Origin of the sequence: Kitasatospora sp. A2-31, from assembly GCF_022288725.1 — a bacterium.
Lineage (GTDB): Bacteria > Actinomycetota > Actinomycetes > Streptomycetales > Streptomycetaceae > Kitasatospora.
The window spans coordinates 205,501-223,601 of record NZ_JAKNTA010000010.1 but is presented as its reverse complement, the minus strand read 5'-3'; the positions used below and the strand labels follow the sequence as shown (position 1 = coordinate 223,601).

At 75.7% G+C, this 18,101-nt stretch carries 17 protein-coding genes; 11 read left to right on the top strand and 6 right to left on the bottom strand.

Annotation, left to right across the window (positions count from 1 at the left end; translation table 11 throughout):
- Positions 1-3: 3 nt before the first annotated feature.
- Together MCM47_RS26805 and MCM47_RS26800 are read right to left on the bottom strand one after the other, a co-directional pair.
- Positions 4-1,197 carry a glycosyltransferase gene (locus MCM47_RS26805; RefSeq protein ID WP_238864271.1) on the bottom strand — a complete coding sequence of 398 codons (1,194 nt, stop codon included), beginning with the start codon at positions 1,195-1,197 and terminating at the stop codon, positions 4-6.
- Positions 1,194-1,556, bottom strand: a complete 363-nt coding sequence (locus MCM47_RS26800) for a hypothetical protein (RefSeq protein WP_238864270.1) — start codon at positions 1,554-1,556, stop codon at positions 1,194-1,196. Before MCM47_RS26800 ends, MCM47_RS26805 begins: the two co-directional genes overlap by 4 nt.
- 96 nt (positions 1,557-1,652) lie before the next feature.
- On the opposite strand from MCM47_RS26800, the gene MCM47_RS26795 reads away from it, so the two are divergent.
- The 8 genes from MCM47_RS26795 (at position 1,653) to MCM47_RS26755 (ending at position 9,188) form a co-directional block, all read left to right on the top strand.
- Positions 1,653-2,585, top strand: coding sequence for a 3-oxoacyl-[acyl-carrier-protein] synthase III C-terminal domain-containing protein (locus tag MCM47_RS26795; protein WP_238864269.1), 933 nt, complete (start codon positions 1,653-1,655; stop codon positions 2,583-2,585).
- A gap of 120 nt (positions 2,586-2,705) precedes the next feature.
- The gene (locus tag MCM47_RS26790) at positions 2,706-2,996 is read left to right on the top strand and encodes an acyl carrier protein (RefSeq protein WP_238864268.1); all 291 of its coding nucleotides are present in this window, start codon (positions 2,706-2,708) and stop codon (positions 2,994-2,996) included.
- Between the two features lie 4 nt (positions 2,997-3,000).
- The gene (locus tag MCM47_RS43420) at positions 3,001-3,903 is read left to right on the top strand and encodes a hypothetical protein (RefSeq protein WP_238864267.1); all 903 of its coding nucleotides are present in this window, start codon (positions 3,001-3,003) and stop codon (positions 3,901-3,903) included.
- Positions 3,900-4,631 (top strand): 4'-phosphopantetheinyl transferase superfamily protein, encoded by a 732-nt coding sequence (locus MCM47_RS43415; RefSeq protein WP_238864266.1) that lies wholly within the window; start codon positions 3,900-3,902, stop codon positions 4,629-4,631. The genes MCM47_RS43420 and MCM47_RS43415 overlap by 4 nt, the downstream gene beginning before the upstream one ends.
- 134 nt (positions 4,632-4,765) lie before the next feature.
- Positions 4,766-6,538 (top strand): condensation domain-containing protein, encoded by a 1,773-nt coding sequence (locus MCM47_RS41905; RefSeq protein ID WP_308222464.1) that lies wholly within the window; start codon positions 4,766-4,768, stop codon positions 6,536-6,538.
- A 152-nt stretch (positions 6,539-6,690) separates the two neighbouring features.
- Positions 6,691-7,578 carry a hypothetical protein gene (locus tag MCM47_RS26765; RefSeq protein WP_238864265.1) on the top strand — a complete coding sequence of 296 codons (888 nt, stop codon included), beginning with the start codon at positions 6,691-6,693 and terminating at the stop codon, positions 7,576-7,578.
- Between the two features lie 136 nt (positions 7,579-7,714).
- Positions 7,715-8,449, top strand: coding sequence for an SDR family oxidoreductase (locus tag MCM47_RS26760; RefSeq protein WP_238864264.1), 735 nt, complete (start codon positions 7,715-7,717; stop codon positions 8,447-8,449).
- Between the two features lie 10 nt (positions 8,450-8,459).
- Positions 8,460-9,188 carry a polysaccharide deacetylase family protein gene (locus MCM47_RS26755; protein WP_238864263.1) on the top strand — a complete coding sequence of 243 codons (729 nt, stop codon included), beginning with the start codon at positions 8,460-8,462 and terminating at the stop codon, positions 9,186-9,188.
- A gap of 188 nt (positions 9,189-9,376) precedes the next feature.
- Here the strand turns inward: MCM47_RS26755 and MCM47_RS43410 are convergent, their stop codons facing one another.
- The 3 genes from MCM47_RS43410 to MCM47_RS26740 all read right to left on the bottom strand — a co-directional run bounded on the left by MCM47_RS43410 (position 9,377) and on the right by MCM47_RS26740 (position 12,794).
- Positions 9,377-10,576 (bottom strand): glycosyltransferase, encoded by a 1,200-nt coding sequence (locus MCM47_RS43410; RefSeq protein ID WP_238864262.1) that lies wholly within the window; start codon positions 10,574-10,576, stop codon positions 9,377-9,379.
- Positions 10,577-10,588: 12 nt separating this feature from the next.
- The gene (locus MCM47_RS26745) at positions 10,589-11,560 is read right to left on the bottom strand and encodes an NAD(P)-dependent oxidoreductase (RefSeq protein WP_238864261.1); all 972 of its coding nucleotides are present in this window, start codon (positions 11,558-11,560) and stop codon (positions 10,589-10,591) included.
- A gap of 109 nt (positions 11,561-11,669) precedes the next feature.
- A complete protein-coding gene (locus MCM47_RS26740) occupies positions 11,670-12,794 on the bottom strand; it encodes a DegT/DnrJ/EryC1/StrS aminotransferase family protein (RefSeq protein WP_238864260.1) in 1,125 nt (374 codons plus the stop codon).
- 372 nt (positions 12,795-13,166) lie between these two features.
- Between MCM47_RS26740 and dnaK the strand changes: the two genes are divergently transcribed.
- The 3 genes from dnaK (at position 13,167) to MCM47_RS26725 (ending at position 17,532) form a co-directional block, all read left to right on the top strand.
- Complete coding sequence (dnaK, locus tag MCM47_RS26735; RefSeq protein WP_238864259.1) at positions 13,167-15,041, top strand: molecular chaperone DnaK; 1,875 nt, start codon at positions 13,167-13,169, stop codon at positions 15,039-15,041.
- Positions 15,042-15,161: 120 nt separating this feature from the next.
- On the top strand, positions 15,162-16,274 hold the full coding sequence (locus MCM47_RS26730) for a BadF/BadG/BcrA/BcrD ATPase family protein (RefSeq protein WP_238864258.1): 1,113 nt from the start codon (positions 15,162-15,164) through the stop codon (positions 16,272-16,274).
- Between the two features lie 610 nt (positions 16,275-16,884).
- On the top strand, positions 16,885-17,532 hold the full coding sequence (locus MCM47_RS26725) for an RNA polymerase sigma factor (protein WP_238864257.1): 648 nt from the start codon (positions 16,885-16,887) through the stop codon (positions 17,530-17,532).
- 98 nt (positions 17,533-17,630) lie between these two features.
- Here the strand turns inward: MCM47_RS26725 and MCM47_RS26720 are convergent, their stop codons facing one another.
- Positions 17,631-17,939 carry a hypothetical protein gene (locus tag MCM47_RS26720; protein ID WP_238864256.1) on the bottom strand — a complete coding sequence of 103 codons (309 nt, stop codon included), beginning with the start codon at positions 17,937-17,939 and terminating at the stop codon, positions 17,631-17,633.
- Between the last annotated feature and the right edge of the window lie 162 nt (positions 17,940-18,101).

The window sequence follows — 18,101 nt, the reverse complement described above, 5'->3', positions numbered from 1 at the left end:
GGCCTAGACCAATGGATTCCTCGGCTCCGCCCGGCCCGCCACCAGCGACTCCAGCCGGTCGGCCGCCGCCACCGCCCCGCCGCCGGCCAGCAGTTCGGCCCCGACCCGGGCCGCCGCCGTCCGGTAGCGGGGTTCGTCGAGGACGGCCCGGAGCCGCACCGCCAGCTGCTCCGGCGTGGCCCGGGGGAACGGTGCCCGCAGCCCGGCCCCGGCCGCTTCCACCTGCGCCGCGACGAACGGCTGGTCGTGCCGGATCGGTGCCGTCACCAGCGGGATCCCGTGCGCCAGCGCCTCGCCCACGGTGTTCATCCCGCCGTGGCAGAGCACCGCGTCCAGCGTGCCCCGCGCCAGCAGCTCCAGGACCGGCACCCGCTCCGCGGCGATCGCGTGGTCCGGCAGTTCCGGCAGCAGGCCGTGCGGCGCCGCGATCACCGGCTGCACGTCGTCGCCGCACAGGGCGAGTGCCCGGACGGCCCGGGTGTGGAAGTCGGCGCCGACGTCCCCGGCCAGGGTGCCCATGGTGACCAGCACCCGGCGCCGCCCGGACGCCAGCCGCTCCCACGGGAACGCCGGGTCGCCCGGGCGCGCAGCCAGGACCGGCCCGATCTGCGCGAGCGGGCCCGGCGGCGCGACCCCGGCCGGTACGCGGCCGGTGAGCGCGGGGCCGGTCGGCGCCAGCACCAGCGCGGGCGAGAACCGCGGGTCGGTGAACTCCTCCTCGGGCAGCCCCGCCCGCTGCCAGAGGCCCCGGAGCAGGCCGGTCATCCAGGCCTCCACCTGCGGCAGGCCGCGGAACGGCCGCCCCAGCTCCATCGCCCCCGGCGCCAGGCTCGCCCACGGCAGCCGGTGTCGGTGCGCCACCAGCGCCCCGGCCGGGGTGTGCTGGTCCACCAGCACGGCGTCCGGGCGGTACGCCCGCACGGCCGCGTCCAGCGGCTTCGCGGTGAACCGCGCGTACGGGACGATGAAGCCCTCCCAGAGCGAGCGCAGGGCGGCCAGGCCGTGGCCGCCCTGGGTGCGGAACGCCCTGGTCCCGGTGCCGAACACCTGGGCCTGCGGCCCCAGCAGCGGGCGCAGCACCGTCTCGGTCCCGGTCCAGGCGACGTCGTGGCCGCGGGCGGCCAGCTCCCGGGCGATGCCGACGGTCGGGTTGACATGGCCGGTCAGCGGCGGGACCACGAACAGGAAGCGGCTCACCGGCCGGCCTCCGCGGCGGGCAGCAGGCGCTGCACGTCGGCGACGGTCAGCGCCTCCAGGGCGGCGAGGTCCAGACCGGCGCGGAGCCGGCCGAGGTCGGCGGACGGTCCGAAGCGGTTGACCAGCAGGGCGTCCAGGGCGGCGAGTTCGTACTCGTCCAGCATCAGGTCGGCGTCCAGACGCGCCTGCGGGGTGACCCTCTCGGCCCACCCCGGGGGTGCGTCGGCCGCCTCGACCAGCAGCGCCACCAACTCGGGGCGGACCGGGTCGGCGTGCGGCGAACCACCGGGTGCGGCGGCGGCGTGCAGCGGCTCCGGGCGTACCGGGGCCGCGGGAACGGAGGGTTCGGCATCAGCCATGGGGGGCTCCACCAGCTCGACGGCAGGGGGCGGACGATTCCTCGAAGGGCCGGAGATCACTTGTGCGACCCGTCGGGCGTCGGAATACTAGCCCGCGTGACCGCACTGGAGGCAGTGGCCGTTCACCTCCCCCACCACGCCGTGCCCATCGAGGCGGTGGGCGAACGGATCGGCCTGACCCCACGTCAACTCCGACTCTTCCGCCGCTTCCACGGCCTGGACCAGCTGCGACTGGACCCGGACGGGACGCTGCCCGACCTGCTCGACGCCGTCGTCGAGGCCCTGCCGCAGCTGCGCGGACGCGAACGGCACGTCCGCTTCGTGATCCACGCCCGCAGCATGCCGGTGGCGGTGCCCTATCCGCTCAACCCGCTCCACGACCTGATCGCCCGCCGTGGCCTGTCCCGGGCCGTGGCGTTCACCGTGACCCACCACGCCTGCGCGGTAGGTCTGTTGGCCGTCGACCTGGCCGGCCGGCTGCTGTCCGGCTGTCAGGACCCCGACGCGCTGGCCCTGGTCCTCGCCGGGGAGAAGACCTTCACCAGGGACGCCCAGGTGGTGCCCGAGACCGGGATCTTCGCCGAGGGCGCCGCCGCCTGCGTGGTCCGCGCGAGCGGAGAGCATGACCGCGTGCTCTCCTTCGCCGTGCGCCACCGCCCCGAGTTCGACGGCCGGCTGGCCGAGGACCCGGACCTGCTCGCCCGCTACCAGCGCGAGTACCCCGCGGTGATGATCGAGGCAGTGGAGGCCGCCCTCGACCAGGCAGGTCTGGACCTCTCGGACCTCGCCGCGATCCTTCCGCACAACGTCAACCAGGCCTCCTGGCGGATGATCTGTCGCCGGATCGGATACCCGGTCGAGAAGGTGGTGCTGGACAACGTGCGTTCGGTCGGGCACAGTTTCGCTGCAGACGGCCTCATCAATCTTCACACCGCCACCACGCGGGGGCTGCTGCGCCGCGGCGACCGCTACCTGATCGCCGCCGCCGGCATCGGAGCCACCTTCTCCGCCATGGCCGTCGAGCACTGACGGGCCGTCAGTGCCGCACGCCGGAGCGGCTGTGCGTCGGACCGGCCGCGCCGGCCGCACCCGCCGCCGAGCGCGCCCCGCGCCCCCATCCACCTCTCAGCACGACGGGACGGGACACCCATGCCAGACCCAGTGGTCCAGACCACCGAAACCGAGCTGCGCGACCGGATCCTGCACGGCCTGGGCGAGCTGCTGCCACGCGTCCTCAAGCGCGACCTGCCCGAAATCCCGGCCGACGCCTGCCTGTTCGACGACCTCGGCCTCACCTCGGCGAGCACCATCGAGCTGATCCTGGAGATCGAGGAGGCGCTGGACATCCAGGTCGACGTCGAGCAGATCGGCGAGGACGACCTCCGCTCGGTGACCAGCCTCGCCGACTACATCGCCGGCCACGTCATCGCCGAGGACTGACCGGGTGCCCGCCGCCTCCGCCCCGCCGCCCGGAACCGTGCTGGGGCTCACCCGGATCCTGTCGTCGTACACCGACGGGCGGTCGGAGACCTCGCTCGATCCGGACCTGCGGGTCTTCGTCTCCGACCTGGTCCGCCCGTACGGGCTGCCGCTGCGCGAGGACCTGCTGCAGCAAGGCGTCGGCCACTCCTACGCGGAGCTGGCCGAGGGCCTGCTGCGCGAGGCGGTCGCCGACGGGCGGCCGGTGGACCTGCTGATCCTGGCCTTCGACTCGCCCGACGTCCGCCCCGGCGCGCCCAGTTCACTCGCGCTGAGCCGGTCATGCCCGGGGGAGCCGCTGGCCTTCGCGCTCTGCGACCAGGGCGCGGCCGGGGCGTTCGGCGCGCTGCGGATCGCCGCCGCCCATCACCGCACCGGTGGCTGCCGCCGGGCGGTGGTCGTCCTGGCCGAGCAGACCGCGCTGCACTACCGGCCCGCCGCCCCGGTCGAACCGCCCCGGCGGCACTGCGCGGTGGTCCTGGTCTGCGACGAGATCGACGAGACCGCCGAGATCGACGAGACCGACCGGACCGGCGGGGGCCACCGGACCGGTGCACGTGGCGGCGCTCTGGCGGTCAGCCAGGAGCCCTGCGCGGAGCCCGAGCCGGCGGTCGAGGCCGTGTACGACCGGCTGCGATCCGCCGGGGCCGAGGCGGCACTGGTGCTCGACGCCGGCCTCGCGGGCGAACCCGCCCTCGGCAACGCCGCCACGGCGGTGGCCCCGGACGGGCAGCCGTTCACCGGCCTCTGGACGGAGCTGGCGCGGGCGCTCCCCGCCTGGCAGGCCGGGCGGCGCCCCGTCGTGGCCGCGGGCCTCGACCGCAGGCTCGGCGTGCTCAGCACCCTCACCCTCGGGGCCGGGCCGTGACCGTCCCGCCCCCCGTCGACCGGGTCGACCTCTGGATCATCCCGACCGACCAACCGGACGGCGCCCTGGCCGAGTTGCACCCGCTTCTGGACCTCGACGAACGGGCCCGCGCAGCCGGACCGGATCCCGCCCCGGGCCGGCGGTTCACGGTCGTGCGCGGCGCCGTCCGGCAGCTCGTCGCCGAACGGCTCGGCGTCGCCCCCACCGAACTGGGCTGGCGGTACGGCCGCCACGGCAAACCCGAGCCGGTCGACGGGCGCGGACCGGCGGGCGGACGGCTCGGCGTGAGCTGGTCGGCCTCCGGGGCGCTCGCCGTGCTCGCTCTGGCCGAACGGCGGCAGGTGGGCGCCGACGTCGAGGAGATCCGTGACGCGCGGGTGGCCTCCCGCATCGCTCACCGCTACTTCCCCGGCCGCGAGGCCGAGTTGCTGGCCGCCGCCCCGACGCCGGCCGCCCGGGCCGAGCGCTTCACCGAGCTCTGGTGCCGCCGCGAGGCCTGCGTCAAGGCCTACGGCGGCCGCCTCGTCCAGGGCTTCGGCCTGCCGCTGGCCGGCCCGGCGCCGCGCGTCCTGGCCGACGCCGGCGCGCTCGGTCCGGGCCCGTGCCGGATCGACGACGCCCCCGTGCCAGGCCCGTTCCGGGCCGCCGTGGCCGCCGTCGGCGACCGCCCGTTCCGGCTGCGCATCCACCGGTGGCGCCCGTCCGCTGCACCGGCCACCACGACCTGACGACGCACTGGAGGATCCAGTCGCCCTCCCGGGCATTCGGCCCGGACCCCTCGGCGGAGCGCTGGCAGCACCGCCGACCACACCCCCCGGTGGCACACCCGCAGCGCCCCGGCGAGCCGAAAGGCGCGGACGACGTGACAGAGAACGACCGGCGGATCACGGTCCGGTTCGGCGGCGCGAGCAGCGGCTCCGGCCCGCTCACCCTCGGCCAGGACAACATGGTCCGCTGCATCCGGCGCGACCGGCCCGAGCAGATCAACAAGGAGTCCGTCTGGCCGGTGCCCGAGGGGACCACCCTCCCCGCGGCTCTCGACGCCCTGCGCGCCCTCGTCGAACGGCACGACTCGCTGCGCACCGTCTTCCCGCCCGGACCGGCGCCGGACGGCTTCCCGGAACGCCAGGAAGTCCGCGCCGAGGGCGAGTTCACCGTCACCGTGCTCGACGCCGACGGCCTCGGTGACACCGGACTCGACCTTCTGGCCGACCGGTCGGGCCGGGCCGACGTCGCCGTCCCCTTCGAGCTCGCGAGCGGGATCCGGCTCCGCTTCACCCTCCTGGCCGACGCGGACCTGGTGCGGCGCCTGGTCGTCACCGTCTGTCACGCCGGCGCGGACGGCGCCGCGACCACGCTGCTGCTCCAGGACTGGATCGCCCTGGCCGCCGGCAGGGAACTGCCGCCCGTCACCGCGCGCACGCCGTTGGAGGTGGCGGCTCTGGAGCACAGCGACCAGGGCCGGCGCAGGACCGCCGCCAGCCTGCGGCACTGGGAGAAGGCGCTGGCCACCGCCCCGCAGGCGGTCTTCGCCGACTCCCGGATCACCGGCCCGCCGGAGGGTCTCGCGACCGTCGTCCTGCGCTCCCGCGCCGCCGCGGCCGACCTCGCCGCGGCCGCGCAGCGCACCGGCGCCAGCCCCTCGGTCGTCCTGCTCGCGGCCTTCTCCGCCCTGGTCGCCCAGCGGGCGGGCCGGTCGGAACTGGTCTTCGCCGCCCTGTCCGCGAACCGCCAGCGCGCCGTCATGGCCGACCACGTCGGCACCCTCGCCCAGGACGCCCTGCTGGTCCTGGACACCGGCACCGCCGACCTGGACCAGCTGATCGGCCGCACCAAGGCGGCCTCGCTCGCCGGCTACTGGCACAGCACCCTCGACTCCGCGAAGGTCTGGCAGCTGATCGAGGACGTCGCCCACCTGCGCGGCGCCCGCTTCACCCGCCACGTGGTCGTCAACGACCTCAGCCTGACCATCCCCGAGCTGATGTCCGACGCCCGCCCGGCCCCGGTCGCCGACCCCGAGCTGACCTGGCTGCCGGACCAGCCGCTCGGAGTCCGCGTCATGCTCAACGTGCTGCGGGCCGTCGACTGCCTGGAGTTCGTCCTGCTCGCCTGCCCGCAGGTGCTCGACCGCGCGGAGACCGAGCGCTTCGCACGCGCGCTGACCGCCGTCCTCGAGGCCGCCGCCCGGGGTCCGGTCCCGCTTTCCGCCCTGCCCGCCCTCACCGGACTGCGGCCCGCCGCCCGGACCGGCGACTGGCACCGGATCGACAACTGCTGGATCGACCTGGACGCCGTCCGGGGCCTGGTCGCCGACGCCCTCGGCGCCGCCGCCACCGCGGTCGACGTGGCCGGGGGCCGGATCACCGCGCGCATCGCCACCGCCGACCCGGCCGTCACCCCGCTCACCGCCCACCTGGCGGTGGTCGCCGCCCTTCCCGGCCGGGACACCGCCATGGCCCCGCACCACTACACCGTTCACGCCCTCCAAGCCGCCCCGGCCGCTGGTGCCCGGGACGCTGGTGTCCGGGACGGACAACCCCCGGCCGGCCCACCGGCCTGGGAGTCCCTCCCGGTGACCGGAGAGGGCACCGGCCGCTCGCCCGAGATCGCCGCCGCCCACCCGGGCCTCGTCTGACGGGCCCCGGCGGGCACCGCCCCGCACCGTGCTCCCGCGCCGTGCCCCGCGGCCACCCGCCGCTCCGGCCCCCGCGGCCCGGTGCGGGGGAGCGGGGCTCGGGCCGGGGGACCAGACTGGGGGTGGATCCTGCCGCCGAGGCTGGGAGAGCCATGCTGCTCGGACTCACCACCGCCCTGGTCGCGACCGGCTGCTTCGGCTTCGGGTCGGTCTTCCAGGCCCGCGGCGCCAGGTCGGCGCCCCGCGCGGACCGGGTACGGGTCGGACTGCTCGCCGCACTCGCCCGGTCCTGGCAGTTCCTGCTCGGTACGGGGCTCGACATCGCCGGTTTCGCGCTGAGCATCGTCGCGCTGCGCACCCTGCCGCTGTTCCTGGTCCAGTCGGCGACCAACGCCAGTCTCGCGGTCACCGCACTGGCCGCAGTCTGGCTGCTCGGTGCCCACCTGCGGCGCAGCGACCTGCTCGGCATCGCCGCCGTGGTGGCCGGCCTGACGCTGCTCGCGCTCGGCTCCGGCCAGGAGGGCCGCGACCACGCGCCCCCGGCGTTCCACTGGGCCCTGCTCGCGACCACGGTGGTGATGCTCCTGCTCACCCTCGGGCTCGCCCGGCTGAACGGCAACGCCGCCGCGGCCGGCCTGGGCCTGCTCGCCGGCGTCGGCTTCGGCGTGACCAGCCTCGCCGTCCGCGTCCTCGACGTCGACGGTGTGGCCGCCGTCTTCACCGACCCGGCCGCCTACGGCCTCGCCCTGGGGGGCCTCGGCGGCTACCTCGCGTACGCGCTCGCCCTCCAGCGGGGCACGGTCACGGCGGCGACCGCCGCGGGCACGGTCGCCGAGACCTTCGGCCCGGCCCTGGTCGGGGTGGCCGCCCTGGGTGACGCGGCGCGCCCCGGCTACGGCTGGTGCGCCCTGACCGGCTTCGCCGTGGCGGTCGGCGGCACGTGCGTGCTCTCCCGCTTCGGCGAGGTCGAGGCGGAGGTCGGCCCCACGGCCTCCAGCGCGTCCGCCGCCCCCGCCGACCGGACCTCCTCGGCCCGGTAGCCCGAACAGCCTCGCCGTGCGAAGGTGACTTGCCGGACAAAACGGACGGCGCGGCGCGAACAGAGCGGCAGGAGCCATGACGGACGTAGCCCATCGACCCTCCCGACGACCGCGGCTCCGCCCCGCGGGCCCGCCGGTGGCCCTGATCACCGGCGCCTCCTCCGGCATCGGCGCGGCCACCGCAGCCCGGCTCGGCACCGCCGGCTGGCGGCTGCTGCTCTCCGGCACCGACCGCACCCGGCTGGACGAGGTCGCCGGCCGGACCGGCGGCCGTCCGCTGCCCGAGGACCTCGCCAAGCCCGACGGGCCGCAGCGCCTCGCCGAAGCGGCCCTCGCCGCCGGCGGCCGGGTCGACGCCCTGATCGCGGGCGCCGGGCTCGGTTGGCGCGGCGCCTACGCCGAGACCCCCACCGACACCCTGGACCGGATGCTGGAGGTCAACCTCGCCGCCCCGCTGCGGCTGACCCGCCTGCTCCTGCCCGGCATGCTGGAGCGCGGCCGCGGCCGGATCGTGCTGCTCGGCTCGATGGCCGGGGAGGTCGGCGTCCGCGAGGAGGCCGCCTACGCGGCCACCAAGGCCGGGCTCGCGACGTTCGCCGAGAGTCTCTGGTACGAGCTGCGCGGCACCGGCGTCGGCGTCCGGCTGGTCCTCCCCGGCGCGGTGGACACCCCGTTCTTCGCCCGCCGCGGCACGGACTACCAGCGGCAACGGCCGCGCCCGGTGACGGCGGAACGCGTCGCCGACACCGTCTTCGCGACCCTCACCACCCCGCAGGATCGCCTCTTCGTCCCGCAGTGGCTGGGCTTCCCGGCCCGGATCCACGGGGCCGCGCCGGGGGTGTTCCGGCGCCTGGCGTCCCGCTTCGGCTGAGCGCCCGCCGATGGACCGGGCCCGTGCCGCCCGCCGGGCCGCCCTCGCGGGCGCCGGCGTCCAGCTCCTCCACCTCGCCCCGGCCGCCGTCCGCCTGACGCCCCTGCGCCGGACGGTGGCCCGCGGGCTGGCGGGCCGCGGCACCGACCCCCGGCACATCGCGCTCACCTTCGACGACGGGCCCGACCCGCGCAGCACCCCGTACGTCCTGGACGCCCTCGACCGGCTGGACGTCCGCGCCACCTTCTTCCTGCTCGGCGCGATGCTGGAACGCGCACCGGACCTCGGCCGCGAACTGACCGAACGGGGCCACGAGGCCGCCGTGCACGGCTGGCACCACCGGCAGCAGTGGTACCCGGCGCCCGCCCGCGACCTGCGCGAACTGCGCCGGGCCACCGAGGCCGTCGCCGAGCTCTGCGGCGCCCGGCCGCGCTGGTACCGTCCGCCCTACGGCGTCCTCACCGCCGGTCCGGCCCTCGCCGCCCGCCGCCTCGGCCTGCGCCCCGTGCTCTGGACGGCCTGGGGCCGGGACTGGACCGAGCAGGCCACCGGCGATTCCGTCTACGCCACCGCCCGCCCCGGCCTCACCGGCGGCGCCACCCTCCTCCTGCACGACTCCGACTGCACCTCCGCCCCCGACTCCTGGCGCGCCACCCTCGCCGCCCTCCCCCTGATCGCCGCCCACTGCCAAACCCGCTCCCTCACCCTCGGCCCCCTCCGCCACCACGCCCTCCGGTGACCCCGGAGCAGCCGGACCTCGTCCGCACGGGTGAACCGGTGCGCCTCCCGGCCTGGGCGGGGCCGTCGACCCGGCCGTGGGGGCCAGGAACTGGACCGGGCTGCTCGCCGCTGCCTCCCCTGCTCGCCGCCGCCCCCTGTTCGCCTCGGGTGCGGGCCCCGCCCCCTCGGGCGGGTTCGACGGGCCGGTCAGGGCGTCGTTGCGGGATCCCCGGGCTCACCGGCCGCCGCTGCGGGTTCCGCCCCCGCCAACCCCACCTGCCGCAGGGCCGCCGTGAAGCCGGTGCGCCAGGCGGTGGGGGTGGCGCCGGGGGACGGGGGCGGTGCGGGGCGGGTCAGGGCGGCGAGGGCGTTGCGGACCACCTCGGCGGGGCGGGCCGAGGCCACGTCGGCGTGGCCGAGTTCCAGCTCGTGCTGGAGGTTGTCGCGTCCGTGGCCCTGGACGACGTCCAGCAGCAGCAGACGGCGGCCCAGGGCGCGGGCTTCGCTGCAGGTGTCCCCGGAGCTGGTCACCACCAGGTCGGCGGCGGCCATCAGGGCGGGGATCCGGTCGGTGTAACCGAAGGGGTGCAGGTTGGGCCGGTGGCGCGCGGCGCGGTGCAGCCGGCGCTCCAGCTCGCGGTTGCTACCGGCCACGGCCAGCACGTGCGGCCCGGCGTCGGAGAGCTGCGCGGCCGTACGGGCCAGCGGGCCGAGGCCCCAGGAGCCGGACATCAGCAGGACGCACCGGGCGGTCGGCGGCACCCCGAGCTCCGCCCGCGCCTCGGCCCGCCCCGGCGGGTGGTAGAACGGCTCGCGCAGCGGGGCCGGCAGCACGGCGACCGCCGCGTCCGGGCGGTAGCGCCGGACCGCGCAGGCGGCGACCTCCGAGGTGACCAGGAAGAGGTCGGTGCCGGGCTGGACCCAGAGGCGGTGCGGCGTGACGTCCGTGCAGAGCACCATGTGCCGGAACGCCGGCTCCGGCCCGGGTCGAGGTCCGCGGCCGTCCCCCCGGCCACGCCAGCGTCCCCACCCCCGGTCCGGGGCGAGCAGCTGGTTCACCGCCGAGGTGGCGGTGGCGAACACGGAGACCACCAGCGCCGGCCGCTGCTCGTCCAGCAGCGCGCGCAGGGCCGGGACGAGCCGCCGCCGGGCGGCGGCGTCGGCGGCCAGGGCGATCCGCGCGCCGGGGCGCAGCGCCGAGAAGTGGAAGGCGTCGTAGACCCCCGGCAGGTCGAGCAGCCGGCGGAAGACCGCCTCGCCGGCGGCGCCCGCGCGCTCGCCGAGCAGGGCCATCGCGTCGACGGTGGCGGTGGTCCAGCCGCGGGCCTCCAGCGAGTCGGCGCAGGCCCGGGCCATCACGTCGTGGCCCTGCCCCAGCGAACCGGAGACCAGCAGCGCGTGTGGCACCGGGCCCCCGCCTCAGGCGGCGCCGGACGGGCGGCCGGACCTGGGGCGGGCCGTGGCGGCCGTCGCCTCCCGGTACCAGTCGGCGTACCGCCGCACGCCGTCCGCGAAGTTGGTCCGCGGTGACCACCCGAGGAGCCGCTTCGCCTGGGCGGCCGAGATCCGCCGCCCGGCGTAGTCGGCCGCCCGGGCCTCGATGTGCTCGATGCTGACCGGCCCGAGCAGCCGGTCGACGGTGTCGGCGATCTCCCGCACCGAGATCGCGGTCGAGCCCTCCAACGCGAAGGTCTGGTCCTCGGCGGCGGGGGAGAGGGCCCGGACGTGGGCGTCGGCGAGGTCCTCGACGTAGACGAAGTTGCGGCTCTGCCGGCCGTCGCCGGCGATGGTGATCGGGCGGCCGGCGAGGGCGGCCTGCACGAACCGGGCGACCACCAGCTCGTCCCGCATCCGCGGCCCGTACGGGATGCCGTAGCGCAGGATGGTGAAGTGCTGTCCGTAGAGCTCGCGGTAGCTGTGCACCAGCATCTCGGCGGCGAGCTTGGTGGCGACGTAGAGGTGGCCGCTGTGCTCCAGCTCGATCGGCACGTGCTCGTCCAGCTCCTGTTCACCGCCGTCGAGTTCGTTCTCGGTGAGGGCGGCGCCGTAGACCCAGACGGTGCTCGCCAGCACGGTGCGGCTGAGCCCGCTGCGCCGGGCCGCCTCCAGGACGGCCTCGGTGCCGTCGATGTTGGTCCGCACCGCCCGTACCGGGTCGGCGGCGACGCGTTCGACGTCGGCCATCGCGGCGAGGTGGAACACCACCTCGCTGCCGTCCAGGGCGGAGGTGAGGGCGGGCAGGTCGAGGACGTCGATGCGGGCGTGCTCGGCGGCGGGGTTGAGGTACTGGTCGGTGGTGTCCACCGCGAGCACCTCGTGTCCGGCGGCCAGCAGCCGGTCCACGACGTGCGAGCCGATGAATCCGCAGCCCCCGGTGACGGCTATGCGCACGATCTCTCTCCTTCTCCGGCCCGCCCGGGGGCCCGTCCGCTTCGGCGGACGGCCCGGACGGGACGCTGGGACGGACTCTCTCGGGCCGCCCGGGGGGGCGGCTCCGGCATCACCCCGCGAGCCGCCGGTGGACGGCGGTGACCGCCTCGATCACCTGGTCGGTCTCGTCCTCGGTCATGTCGGAATGCACCGGCAGGCAGATCTGGCGGGCGCAGAGGTCCTCGGCCACCGGGAGCGGGCCCCGCCGGTAGGGGGCGAGCACCGGCTGCAGGTGCAGCGGCAGGTCGTACACCTCGCCGGAGAGGCGGACACCGAAGTCCTCGGCCACGGTCTGCTTGAACGCGGCGCGGTCGACACCGGGCGGCAGCAGCGCCACGTACTTGTAGTAGTTGCTGCGGGAGCCGGTCGGCTCGGTGATCGGCTGCAGGCCGTCGAGCCCGGCGAGCGCCGCGTCGTAACGCTGGGCGACCCGCCGCCTGGTCTCCACGAACTCCTTGAGCCGGCGCAGGTGCACCGCGCCGACGGCGGCGTTCAGCTCGCTCATCCGCCAGGAGGCGCCGAGCCGGACGTGGTGGTTGGTGGTGAACGAGCCCTTGCCCTGGTCGCGGTAGATCCGGGCCTCGTCGCGCAGTTCGGCGGAGTCGGTGAGGATCATGCCGCCCTCGCCACTGGTGGTGACCTTGGTCGGGTAGAACGAGAAGGCGCCGGCCAGGCCGAAGGTGCCGGCGGCGCGCCCGTCGTGGCTGCTGCCGTGGGCGTGGGCGGCGTCCTCGACCAGCGGGACGCCCCGGCGGTCGCAGATCGCGCGCAGGGCGTCCACCTCGGGGGTGACCAGCCCGCCGATGTGCACCAGGACGACGGCCGCGGTGGCCGGCGTGAGCGCGGCCTCCAGGGTGGCCGGGCTCAGCGCCAGGGTCTGCGCGTCCACGTCGGCGATCACCGGTCGGCCGCCCGCGTGCACCACGGCGGCGGCGGTCGCGTAGAAGGTGACGGCCGGGACGACCACGTCGCGGTCGCGGACGTCGACCGTGCGCAGCGCGATCTCCAGCGCGGCCGTCCCGCTGGCGACGGCGACCGCGTACGGGGCGCCGTGCTCGGCGGCGAAGGCCTGCTCGAACCGCTCGGTCCACGGGCCGAGCGTCAGCGCGCCGGTGGCGAGGATCTCGGTCACCGCGTCCGCGACGGCCGAACGGTCGATCTCGTCGAACACGATGCGAGCGGCTGGCACGCCCATCGGGCCTCCTCCGGCAGCGGGGTGAAGACAGCTTCGGACAGAACGATCGGATCCGGGCGGACCGGGAGGAACCGGTCGGGCCAGGCACATCACGCTACTTCGCCCGACCGGCCCCGGCCCGTCGTCGCCGCCCGGCCGGGTGATCCCGGGGCGCGCGCCGCAGGTCAGCGCCCGTTCGCGGGCCCGGTCGAGCGGCCGAGCGGGCGAGCGGGCGGCTCGCAAGGTCGCCGGCACGCCGGCACTGCGCCGGGCGGCGTTACCGGCAGCGTCGAGTGACAATTGAATTGACAGGGATCCGCTCAACTTTCATGAGCGGTCGAAAGGAGTGGCGGCGAGGCCCGCCGGCCGGGCCGCTCAGGAGGGAGGACCGCGATGGCTCGCTCAGTCGGGATCGACCTGGGCACCACCAACTCCGTCGTCTGCGTGCTGGAGGGCGGCGAGCCCGCCGTCGTGCCGAACGCGGAGGGTGCCCGCACCACGCCGTCGGTGGTCGCGTTCGCCAAGGGCGGCGAGGTGCTGGTCGGCGAGGTGGCCAAGCGTCAGGCGGTGACCAACGTCGACCGTACGGCCCGGTCGGTGAAGCGGCACGTCGGCGATGCGCAGTGGCGCTTCCCCGAGGCCGGGGACGTCGACGGCAGGAGGTACACCGCGCAGGAGATCTCCGCCCGGGTGCTGCAGAAGCTGAAGCGGGACGCCGAGTCCTACCTGGGCGAGGACGTGACCGACGCCGTGGTCACCGTGCCCGCCTACTTCAACGACTCCCAGCGCACCGCGACCAAGGAGGCGGGCGAGATCGCCGGTCTGCGGGTGCTGCGCATCGTCAACGAGCCGACGGCCGCCGCGCTGGCCTACGGCCTGGACAAGGGGAGCGACCAGACGATCCTGGTGTTCGACCTCGGCGGCGGCACCTTCGACGTCTCGCTGCTGGAGATCGGCGAGGGGGTCGTCGAGGTGAAGTCCACCAACGGCGACACCCACCTCGGCGGTGACGACTGGGACCAGAAGGTCGTCGACCACCTGGTGCGGCAGTTCAAGAACGGCTACGGGATCGACCTGTCCAAGGACAGGATGGCCGCGCAGCGTCTGCGCGAGGCCGCCGAGAAGGCCAAGATCGAGCTCTCCTCGGCCACCGAGACGACGATCAACCTGCCCTATGTGAGCGCCTCCGCCGATGGGCCGCTGCACCTGGAGGAGAAGCTCACCCGGGCCCAGTTCGAACAGCTCACCGCCGACCTGCTGGAGCGCTGCCGCGGACCGTTCCACCAGGCCGTGGAGGACGCGGGCATCCAGGTCTCGGACATCGACCACGTGATCCTGGTCGGCGGCTCGACCCGGATGCCGGCCGTCACGGAGCTGGTCAAGTCGCTCACCGGCAAGGACCCGCACAAGGGCGTCAACCCGGACGAGGTGGTCGCCGTCGGCGCCTCGCTCCAGGCCGGCGTGCTGAAGGGCGAGGTCAAGGACGTCCTGCTGCTCGACGTGACGCCCCTGTCCCTCGGCATCGAGACCAAGGGCGGCATCATGACCAGGTTGATCGAGCGCAACACCACGATCCCGACCAAGCGCTCCGAGATCTTCACCACGGCCGAGGACAACCAGCCGTCCGTGCAGATCCAGGTCTACCAGGGCGAGCGCGAGATCGCCGCGTACAACAAGAGGCTCGGCATGTTCGAGCTGACCGGCCTGCCGCCGGCCCCCCGCGGCGTGCCCCAGATCGAGGTCACCTTCGACATCGACGCCAACGGCATCATGCACGTCGGCGCCAAGGACCTCGGGACCGGGCGGGAGCAGAAGATGACCGTCACCGGCGGCTCGGCGCTGCCGAAGGACGACATCGCACGGATGATGCGGGAGGCGGAGCAGCACGCGGAGGAGGACCGGCTCCGCAAGGAGGCGGCGGAGACGCGGAACCAGGCCGAGCAGCTCGTGTACTCGACCGAGAAGGTCCTCGCCGACAACCCCGGCAAGGTGCCCGAGGACGTCAGGTCCGAGGTGGAGACGGCCCTCTCGGAGCTGCGGGAGACGCTCAAGGGTGAGGACACCGCAGCCGTCCGCGCCGCGACGGACCGGGCGGCGGTGGTCGCGCAGAAGATCGGCGCGGCGCTCTACGCCCAGTCCGCCGATGGCCAGGCGTCCGGTGCGCAGGCCGCCGGGGCCGAGGGCGGCGGGGCGGCCGGCGCGGGGGAGGAGGAGGTCGTCGACGCCGAGATCGTGGACGAGGACAAGCCGAAGGGCGGGACGGGCTGAGCCGGTGCGGGGCCGGGAGCGGGGCCGGGGCGCCCGAGGGCGGGCCCGGTCCCGCCCCCGCCCGTGCGGCATGGCCCGGGCGGGGCGGGGAACGCCGAGGGGTGAGGGAGGGAGGCGGCGGTGGAGCAGGCGGACCGGGCGGATCCGGTGCCGGCGAGGGCGAGCGCCCACGCCGGTGACCGCGGCGCGGCAGCGGGACCGGCCGAGGCGTCACCCCCACCCCCCGTCCCGGTCGCCGACGTGTGGGTGGTCGGCATCGACGTCGGCGGCACCGGCGCCCGGCTCGCCCTGGCCCCGGCCGACCGGTCGGACGACCTCGTCGGCGTGCGGACCCGCGACCTCCCGGTCGCGGCGCGGATCACGGCATCCGGCCATGACGCCGACGCGCTGCTCGCCCGGCTGATCCCCGAACTCTCCTCGCTCGCAGCGGACTTGCCGCACCACGCACACATCGGTGCGGTCGCCGTCGGGGCGACCGGGATGGCGCTGCTCGGCCGGGACCTGGCCGCCGGTCTTCCCGGCACCCTGGCCCGCGCCACCGGCGCGGAACGGCTGGTCCTGGCCGGGGACGCCGTCGCCGCCTACGTCGGAGCCCTCGGCACCCGGGCCGGCGTGACCGTCGCGGCCGGGACGGGGCTGGTCGCGATCGGCCACCGTCCGGGCTCCGGCTGGCGACGGGCCGACGGCTGGGGCCAGTTGCTGGGCGACTGCGGCAGTGGCGGCTGGATCGGCCGGGCGGGTCTCGAAGCGGCGCTGCGCGCGTACGACGGCCGGAGCGGCGGATCGCCCGCACTGCTCGAACGGGCCGAGCGCCGCTACGGCCCGGTGACCGGCCTGCCGGCCGCGCTCCAGCCGCGCCCCGACCGGGCTGCGCTGCTCGCGGCCTTCGCGCCGGAGGTGGCCGGGGCGGCCGACGACGGCTGCCCGGTCGCCGGGGTGATCCTGCGGCGGGCGGGGGAGGAGATCGCGGCCACGGCGGCGGCCGCGGCGACCGCGGCCGGTCTGGCGGAGCCCCGCCTGGCCCTGACCGGGGGACTGTTCAACCTCGCACGGCTCCGCTCGGCCACCGAGGCGGCGCTGGCCGACCGCCTCCCCACCGCGCGCCTGCGCCGGCCGGACGGGCCGCCCCTGCTCGGTGCGCTCCGCCTCGCCGCCGCCGCGGCCGCCGCCGCCCCGCTGCCCTGGCCGATCGAGCCGCCCCTGCTCGCCGTCCACCGCCCGGGCCGGCCCTGACCCCCGCTGGCCGGCGGGCGGTTCGGCCCCCGGAGGTGGAGGTCGCTCGGCGATGACCTCGGCGCGGTCGGTCCGGCCTCCGGCTCGGGCGTCGGTACCTCGATCCGCTCTCCGCCGACCGGCGGAGCGGAGGTCGGATGGCCGAGCACGTCCTGACCGATCAGGCCTGCAGGCGGGCCCAGGTGCTGAGCACCACGGCGATCGCGGAGGCAGGTCGACGCCGCGCCCTGCCCGGGGGCCGTCCAGCTGCTCGGACAGACCGGCCGGGAGCAGCCCGCCGGGCGGGACGCGGAGCGGTCTCTGCAGCCGGAGCCGTGACGAGGGGCCGGAACGGGCGTGACACGCGGTGTGATCTGCGGCGCGATCCGTCCGGGCCGAGGCGCTGCTGACGGATCGTAGGATCGGTTTCCCGGCGCGGGTGTCGTGTTGACAGGCGGCGTCGGCCGACACGTATGGTTTACGCCTGTAGCCGACGTGACGGTGCTGTACGGAAGCTACTGGTCGAAGATCACCCTCGGCTCGGTGGCGGGGTCCGGCGCCCTGGGAAGCGCCGCACGAAGGACCGCCGTCATCTCCTACTGGGCTTGGTGACGACATGACGGGGGATTCGTTGCGCACGACTGCGCCGAGCGAACTTGTGGGTAGGTGCCTGGCCGGCGAACCGGACGCCTGGGACGAGCTGGTGGGCCGCTACACGCCGCTGGTCTTCGCGATCGTGCGGAGCCATCGGCTGAGTGCGGCGGACTGTGAAGACGTCGTACGGGCCGCCTGGCTGAGGGTCGTTCGACACCTCTCCGAGCTCCGGCCGCCGGAGCGGATCGTGCCGTGGATCGCAGCCGCGGCCCGCCGGGAGAGTCTGGCGCACGTCGAGCGGTCGGGGCGACGCCTTCCGGCGGGGGAGTCGGAGGGGACCGATCGGCCGGAGGCCGCCGGTGGCGGCGTTCCGAGCCCCCTGCCGGACTCCGAGCAGGACGACGAGGTGCTGCGCGCCTTCCGCCGGCTGCCGGAGTGCTGCCAGGCGCTGCTGGGTCTGCTGGTGGCCGACCCGCAGATGCCCGACGACGAGATCGGCGCCGCCCTCGGGATACCTCCGGAATCCGTCGGGCCGAAGCGGGGTCGTTGCCTCGCCCGTCTGGAGCGAACGGTGCGGGAGCAGGCCGGGGAGCCCGGCCGGACCGACGGCACCGTGGCCGATGTCCGGCGGGCGTGCGACTCGTGCGCCCCTGCGGACGGTCCCGCGCTCGCGATGCGGGGCTGAAGCGCGTCGCGAGCCTGCCGCGGGCCGGGGGAGCCTGACGGCGCAGGCGTGCCAGAGCCCTCCCGGGTGCCCCCGGTCCGCCCTCCGGCCGGTCCGGTTCAGTTCTCGCGTGCCGGGGGGGCGGTCGAGGCGTGCAGCGCGGCGTTCGCCGGCAGGTCGTACTCCGTGAATTCGCCGAGTTCCCCGGAGTTCGCTGTCTGGGAGTTTCCTGGGAGTTCGGTGGACCCCCCTGGGGACTCGGTGAATTCCTGTTCCGGGGAGGCGTCGGATTCCCGCAGAACGCCGGTGGGTGCGGGGGCGGCCGCGAGTGACTGCCGGATGGCCTGTTTGACCTTGGCTGTCAGGTCGGCCGGCATCGGGCCGATGGCTCGGGAGAGCCGCTCCAGTGCCTGCTCAGAGTCGTCCAACCTGACCCCAGGGTTCGCTAGTTTATTGCTCAATGAGTCAATTCACGATAGTTGCTGCCCTTGATCTGTGGCAAGAACTCTCCACGAGCCATTGACGGTGTTCACGGGGGAACTCCGGCGCTGCGGTCAATGCGGTGACGGCCGCCGACCGGTGCTGCCGCT